The sequence below is a fragment of the Pedobacter sp. 01N416 genome (assembly GCF_056399685.1).
This window is the reverse complement of the sequence record NZ_JBFTRT010000473.1, coordinates 1-7,445: the sequence shown is the minus strand read 5'-3', so window position 1 is coordinate 7,445 and position 7,445 is coordinate 1. Positions and strand designations below refer to the sequence as shown.

At 38.3% G+C, this 7,445-nt stretch carries 6 protein-coding genes; 5 read left to right on the top strand and 1 reads right to left on the bottom strand.

Annotation, left to right across the window (positions count from 1 at the left end; translation table 11 throughout):
- The 5 genes from AC1DND_RS21725 to AC1DND_RS21705 form a co-directional block, all read left to right on the top strand.
- Positions 1-793, top strand: a 793-nt coding sequence (locus AC1DND_RS21725; protein ID WP_477584704.1) for an HD domain-containing protein, incomplete at its 5' end; no start/stop codon positions are given.
- A 476-nt stretch (positions 794-1,269) separates the two neighbouring features.
- Positions 1,270-1,410, top strand: coding sequence for a Sec-independent protein translocase subunit TatA/TatB (locus AC1DND_RS21720; protein WP_083505447.1), 141 nt, complete (start codon positions 1,270-1,272; stop codon positions 1,408-1,410).
- A gap of 57 nt (positions 1,411-1,467) precedes the next feature.
- On the top strand, positions 1,468-1,680 hold the full coding sequence (locus AC1DND_RS21715; RefSeq protein WP_477584703.1) for a hypothetical protein: 213 nt from the start codon (positions 1,468-1,470) through the stop codon (positions 1,678-1,680).
- Between the two features lie 248 nt (positions 1,681-1,928).
- Complete coding sequence (locus AC1DND_RS21710) at positions 1,929-5,339, top strand: PKD domain-containing protein (RefSeq protein ID WP_477584702.1); 3,411 nt, start codon at positions 1,929-1,931, stop codon at positions 5,337-5,339.
- A 1-nt stretch (position 5,340) separates the two neighbouring features.
- Entirely contained in the window at positions 5,341-6,351 is a 1,011-nt protein-coding gene (locus AC1DND_RS21705; protein ID WP_477584701.1) for a PorP/SprF family type IX secretion system membrane protein, read from the top strand.
- Positions 6,352-6,770: 419 nt separating this feature from the next.
- On the opposite strand, the gene AC1DND_RS21700 is transcribed toward AC1DND_RS21705, so the two are convergent.
- On the bottom strand, positions 6,771-7,445 hold a 675-nt coding region (locus AC1DND_RS21700; protein WP_477584700.1), incomplete at its 5' end, for an RNA polymerase factor sigma-54.

Genomic DNA, 7,445 nt, shown 5'->3' with positions numbered 1-7,445 from the left:
GTTAAATACCGATGCTTTAAAAAGGTTAGGCGGAATTCATCAAAGCTGTGCTATATTTTTGGTCAATCCGGATATCTGCCATTCGCGGTTGGAGCATGCCATAGGAGTTACCATGTTGATCAGGATGCTTGGTGGTTCGGAACTGGAACAAATTGCGGGGTTGCTACACGATATTTCGCATACTGCTTTTTCTCATGTGGGCGATTATGTTTTCGACAATACAGATGAAGACTATCATGAAAAGGTTTTCGCCGAAGTTTTATGCAGATCGGAAGTGCCTGATGTGCTGTTAAATTATGGATACAATGTTAACCAGATTCTGTATGGTACGTTTGATATTTTAGAACAGCCATTGCCATCGCTCTGTGCCGATCGTTTGGACTACACTTTGCGTGACGGTATTCATGGTGGGGTAATTTCCCGTCAGCGTGCCCGCGAATTTTTGACTTCCATTGTGTTGAAGGATGGGAAAATAGCGGTGAATGCAGAAACTGAGGTGGCTTGGATTAATGAAGCTTTTGAAAAACTGAATAATGAAGTGTTTAAACTGCCGCTTCACCTTTACGCCAACGGCAAAATGGCCGAATTAATTAAGAAATTTCTGAATAAAGGGGTGTTGGTTGAAAGTGATATGTTTAAAACAGATACCATGTTGCTAAACAAAATCAGAACTTCTTATGAAGGATATGAAGCCATTAAATCAATCAAACAGTTAAAAGGTTTCGCCGAATTTATGCGCCATGGAGCGGTGCCAAAGATAAAAAAAAGAACTTTGAATGCTTTGATGGTTTAGTGTTTAGGAGTTGATGTTTTACGTCGTTTCGTCCTCCTGAACTTGTTTCAGGATCTTTCTTGTAACTTATAGATCAATGGTTATGAACCAATGAACAAGTTTGGCACGGATACGCAATAACAAAGCTTATCCCTCGCTTAGTCATCCTGAGAGATAATTTATTGTATAAAAATCAATTTAAATAACATAGAAATTCAAAGAGATAGCTCCCCCAAGATTCGTCATTTCGAGCGGAGTGCAACGCAGTCGAGAACCACGAAGTGCTCAGCGAAGCTAAATCTGTCAAGATAGATCTCTCTCCCGAAAGTTCGGGACTGCGCTCCAGTCGAGATGACGATTCTTTTTATTGAAAGTCTATCAATGGTAACTTGTTTCAAGAGCTTTCCTATATAACGAGAATAAAACCAATGGCTAATTGAACCAATCAACCAAACCATTTCAGAAGAATTAACGTATATTGTGAAAAATATAAAAATATGTCTGCAATAGAAATTATTTTAATAGGAGTGGTTATTCTGCTTATTTTTGGTGGCAAAAAATTGCCTGAATTGATGAGAGGAATAGGGAGAAGTGTGAAAGAATTTAAAGATGCCAAAGACGAACCTCCGGTTAAATAATTGTAACAAACAAAACTTTCTGTTAATGGCGCTGTTTTAACTAAAATAAACGCTAACATGGAAAATCAAAAACAAGATCTGGCTAAATCAAAATCCGATTTTACAGAAGATAATGCAAAACATCCGGTTAAAGGAATAAATGATTGGAATGACCGCTTGGATGAAAATCTGGAGCCTGAAGAGCATAACGATAATGCTGCAGACGAAAAAGCCAAAGATTTCTCTGCAAAATACGGTAGCGGCGATCAGTCCGATCAGGGTAGTAACTGAATTTTTATCATTTAGCCACTTTTAATAGGTGGCTTTTTGGTTTTATCTTATTAATTCTTCTCATAAGAATTATACATTTATGTAAAACTTTTTTACACCACTGCTCTGGTTTATTACACGAAAGGTGATTTTTTCGCTTAAAAGTGTTAAAATTGCACCAATTGTTTTTTCTTGTGATTTGATTAATAGTATATTGCATATCTAATCAAACAAACATGTATAACGTTTTCAAATTAAACTGATAGGTAATGAGCAGGCATTGTTTATTGGTTTTGCTTATCTTGCTTTTTGCAACATCTTTGTCTTTTGCTCAAAATACATCAAATAAGGGAAAAGATTTTTATGTTCCTTATGCAGGGCATATTGATGGTAATAACTCCAGGTTAACGCTGTTTTTATCTACAGATCAGGCTACCGGATATAAGGTTTATATTGGGGGCGTTTTGGTGTCTCCGGTTGGTGCCACTATTCCGGCCAATAGCTGTTTGCCATTTGTAATCAATCCAAATACCTATGCCGTATTAATGGGGAGCTCCAATTTAATAGAGCCAAATAAAGCCATTAATGTAGTTACCACTAAAGCAATATCATTGTATAGTATCATTTCTAATAATGCCCGTACGGGTGGTACTTTAGTATTGCCAACAAACACACTTGGACAAGAATATTATGCCTTTAGCTACGAAAACCATGGAAATCAACAAGGCTTTTCTCAATTTACAATTGTAGGAACGGTTGATAATACAGATGTGGAGATTACGCCTAAACAAAACGAAAGATATGGAGGAAGAACCGCCAATACGACTTTTACCATTAAGTTAAATAAAGGCGATGTTTATCAATATCAATCAGTTGGTGATTTAACAGGAAGCCACATTAAAGCCTTGAACTGTAACCCTGTAGCCGTATTTACAGGTAATACCTGGGCAGCATTTTGTAATGAAGGTAATAGCCGCAATCCGAGTGGTGGCGATAACCTGTATCAGCAGATTTTTCCAGTTTCTGCATGGGGGAAAAATTTTGTAACTGCACCTTTTTATAATACTCTTCATGGTAATACCGATATTATGAGGATAATTGTAGCTGACGATAATACGATATTAACCGTTAATGGGAGTACTACAAGCGCCAATGGAACCCCGCTTTCTAATCCATATAATAAGGGAGCGGTAGTTACCTTTTTTTCTACTTCAGCAAATATAATTTCTGGCTCTAAACCAATTGCTGTTGCGCAATACCAAACTTCGCAAACTTGCAATCAAAACAATGGAACAGGTACCAATCAAGCGCAATTTCCAGGCGATCCTGAAATAACCGTGCTTAACCCTGTAGAGCAAACATTAAATAATATAACGGTTTTCTCTGATTTGGGATCAGTAGGGGTTCCTACGCAGATCACCAGATACTATCTCAATGTAATTATTAAAACAGCAGATATAGCTTCGTTTAGGCTGGATGGTAACCCAGTAAGTAATTTTACAGCTATTGATAATGTATTTAGCTATGCTGTAATTGATGTGACCAATACGCAGCCCCAGCATAGGTTATCTGCAGCAGGTGGTTTTTCAGCAATTTCGTATGGCTATGGGACGGTAGAGTCTTACGCATACTTAGCTGGAGCAAATATTCAGAACTTTACTTTTCAGCCTACCAGTACAGTTACGGGACAACCCATTAGCACTTATTACACCTACAAGTACCCTAACGACCTGAATTATCCAAACCCCGGTGATTATCAGTTTAAAGTAATTGCAACTAAGCCCAACGCCGATAATTGTGGCAATACAGAAGAATTGATTATAGATTTTTCGGTTGATAATCAGCCTACTGCCGCATTCGAATTACCCGCTACTGGTTGTCAATCCAATGGTGTTCAATTTACTGATAAAAGTACATCCAATTCAAATTCGCGAAGCATTACACAGTGGTTATGGGACTTTGGTGATGGAAAAACATCTCCTGAGCAGAACCCTGTTCATGTTTACGATCGCCCAGGTACTTATAATGTGGTTTTAACGGCCATAACAGATTCTAAATGTTCGGAAACATCTTCAGCATTTCCAATTGTAATTAACCCTCAACCTTTATCCGATTTTGATGTGAAAGGTTTGTGTGCAGGCAGACCGATTATTTTGACAGAAAAATCGACGATAGAAGGCACTGGGACTATTGTGAAATGGGCCTGGGATTTTGGCGATGGAAGTACCCCTTCTACTGAACAGCACCCCATCCATCAATACAGTGCTACTGGTTCTTATACTATTACGCTAACAACCGAAAGTGATAAAGGATGTGTGAGTGTAGTGAAAAGTAAAATTGTAACCGTAATTGATCCACAATCTGCTGATTTCGAACTGCCTGATTTTTGTTTGAATGATGGTGTAGCTAGATTTAAGAACACCTCCAAAAATGCTGATGGAAGTACAACCGGATTAACTTTTGTATGGAAATATACCGATCAAAACAATAATGTAATAGCCACTACAACGGATGTCGATGGCGCTTTTACGCCTGCTGCCACGGGTAATTATAATGTGCTCTTGACGGTGAAAAATCAGGATGGTTGTGAGTCATTCGCATCAAAGCCATTTACGGTTAATGGTGATGTTAAAGCAGTGGATTTCGAAATTATCAACGACCATAGCTGCGTGAGTGAGGACATCATGATTAAAAATAAATCTACTGTATTTACGGGTAATATTACAAAAATTGAGATATATAGAGATTTTGGTAAAGAAACTTCCATTTATAAAACAATCCCTTATCCGGATGATAACGAAATTTTTGTTCTTAAGTACGACAGTTTTGGTGGCACCGCAGATCGGACATTCAACATCAGGCTTGTGGCTTATTCGGGAGAAAACTGCTCAAAATATTCAGATCAAACACTTACATTAAAACCAGTGCCTCAATTGGTGTTTGAGGAGATGACTCCGGTTTGCGAGGCTGATGGCACCGTTTTAATTACGCAGGCTAAACAAAAAGTTGGAGAAGAAATGAATGGAATGCCAGGCGTATATAGTGGCGACGGCATAAAAGCAGACGGTACCTTTAATCCTAAAATTGCCGGACTTGGACCACATCTCATCACTTATACATTTACGGGAGATAATGGTTGCCCTAGTTCTATAACGAATACGATTGAGGTGTACAAATCGCCTGTTGCAAATGCAGGTACATTGGTTTATATCCTGGCAGGTGGACAGATCGAGATCCCTGCAACAGCTGAAGGCACTAATTTGAAATATAATTGGTCGCCTGCAACAGGTTTGAACAAAACGGATATATTAAATCCGATTGCATCGCCAGATAATGATACAGAATATACGCTTACAGCAACCACACAGCCTGACGGATGCGCCACAACATCAACAGTGTTGGTAAAAGTTTTGCAAGTATTAAATCCACCTAATACCTTTACGCCAAATGGCGATAATGTAAACGATACCTGGATCATTAAATATTTAGAATCTTATCCAAATGCTACCGTCGAAATTTTTAATAGAAATGGAAATAGGGTATTTTTTAGCACTGGATATAAAATTCCTTTTGATGGGAATTACCAAAATGAACCGCTTCCGGTAGGTGTTTATTATTATATCATTAACCCGCGTAACGGACGAAAAACAATAACAGGACCGCTCACTATAATCAGATAAATTGAAGAAGCTCATCATCATATTTGTACTTTTTGCAACATTTAAGGGTTTTGCACAACAAAAGCCACAGTATACCCAATACATTTTTAATCAGTATCTGCTAAATCCGGCGCTCTCAGGAATTGAAAATTACCTCGATTTTAAAGCTGGTTACCGTAAACAATGGTCGGGGATTACCGATGCGCCTCAAACTTCATTTGTATCGGCACATTGGGCGCTGGGAGATAATCAATTGTGGAGTAATGCGCTCACCTCTTTCCCTGAGCAAACAGGTAATCCGATGGACCGTAATTATATGCAAAACTACATGTCGTCGCCGTCGCATCATGGAATGGGGGTAACGGCCGTATTGGATAAAACTGGCCCCATAAAAAGGTTGGATGCCAATGTTACCTATGCTTATCATTTACAGCTAAGTAATAATTTCAATTTATCGGCAGGTGTTGCTGCAGGTATTTCGAGTATCTCGTTAGATGTAAATGCACTTACTTTCGACACACCGGTAGATCCGATTATGAACAGGGCGCTGATTAACCAGGTGAAACCCGATTTGAGTATTGGTTTATGGTTATATGGCGCAAGGTTATTTGCCGGTTTATCGGTACAGCAAATTTTACCACAAAAATTAAGCTTTACAGGCGATAATAGTTATAATTTAGGTAAAGAGGCACCACATTATTTTGCTACCGCAGGATATAAGTTTTTCTTTGATGATGAAATTGCTGCAGTACCATCGGTAATGGTAAAATACGTATCACCTGCACCGGTTTCTGTTGATCTAAACATGAAATTGGCTTTTAAAGACAAAATCTGGTTAGGAGGAAGTTATCGTAAAGATGATTCGTTTGCAGCAATGGCTGGCTTTAATATTGGCAAGATGGTTAATTTAACTTATTCATACGATTTTACAACATCTCAATTAAATCAGGTAAGTAATGGTAGCCACGAAATTGTATTGGGTTTATTGCTGAATAATATCTATAAGGTGCCATCGTATATTAAAATGTGGTAATATACTGGTATTCAGGTAGATGAAAGTGTATGGTTTATAGGTTGGAGCGCAAAACCTGTATAGAACAGGAAGTTTCCTCCCGTTTTTCGCTTTCACGCTTCACTTCGTCGTGCCTCCTCGCTGCAGGGTAACGCTGCAACCGGGGCTAAATGGCCAAGGCAGTTTTTTATTTTTGAGGTTGCAGGGTGCAGAAACTTTGTGCTTAAACCTGACAGCAGCGGCAGCTCCCGATTTTTCATCGGGACTATAGCGAATGGCAGGACTGCAGACGGCCAAGCACACGGAACTGTTCCTTTCCCAGTCACAATAAATACACTAGTTATATTTGGAGCGCAACACTTTCTTTGGCAATTTAAATTCTATACTTTAGAAAAGTAACTGTAAACTTTGAATTGTAAACCCGATAACTGCCAACTGATCTAAAGTTCTTTTCTTAACCTTGCCACAGGGATATTCATCTGCTCACGATATTTTGCAACGGTTCTTCTGGCAATGTTATAACCTCTTTCTTTTAAAATTTCGGTTAATTTTTCATCAGCTAAAGGTTTGCGTTTATCTTCGTTACCAATACAGTCTTCCAATATTTTTTTAACCTCTTTGTTCGAAACTTCCTCACCGTTTTCGGTTTGTATCGCTTCTGAGAAGAATGATTTTAATAAGAAAGTACCAAATTCAGTCTGCACATACTTAGAGTTTGCCACCCTTGATACGGTTGAAATATCCATATCAATTTTATCGGCAATATCTTTTAAGATCATTGGGCGCATTTTACGCTCATCGGCGGTTAAAAAATATTCATATTGATAGTGCATAATGGCATTCATGGTTTTTAACAAAGTTTGTTGTCTTTGTTTAATTGCATCGATAAACCATCGTGCAGAATCTAATTTCTGCTTAACAAACTGAACAGCTTCTTTCAGCTTTTTATCTTTCGATGAAGCTTTGTCGTAATGCTCAAACATCTCCTGGTAAGATCTGCTTACCTTTAATTCAGGAGCATTTTTAGAATTTAGCGTCAAAATTAATACGCCATCATTATTGCTGATATGGAAATCAGGAATAATCTGCATTTGTTTGGTGGTAACCTGATTGGC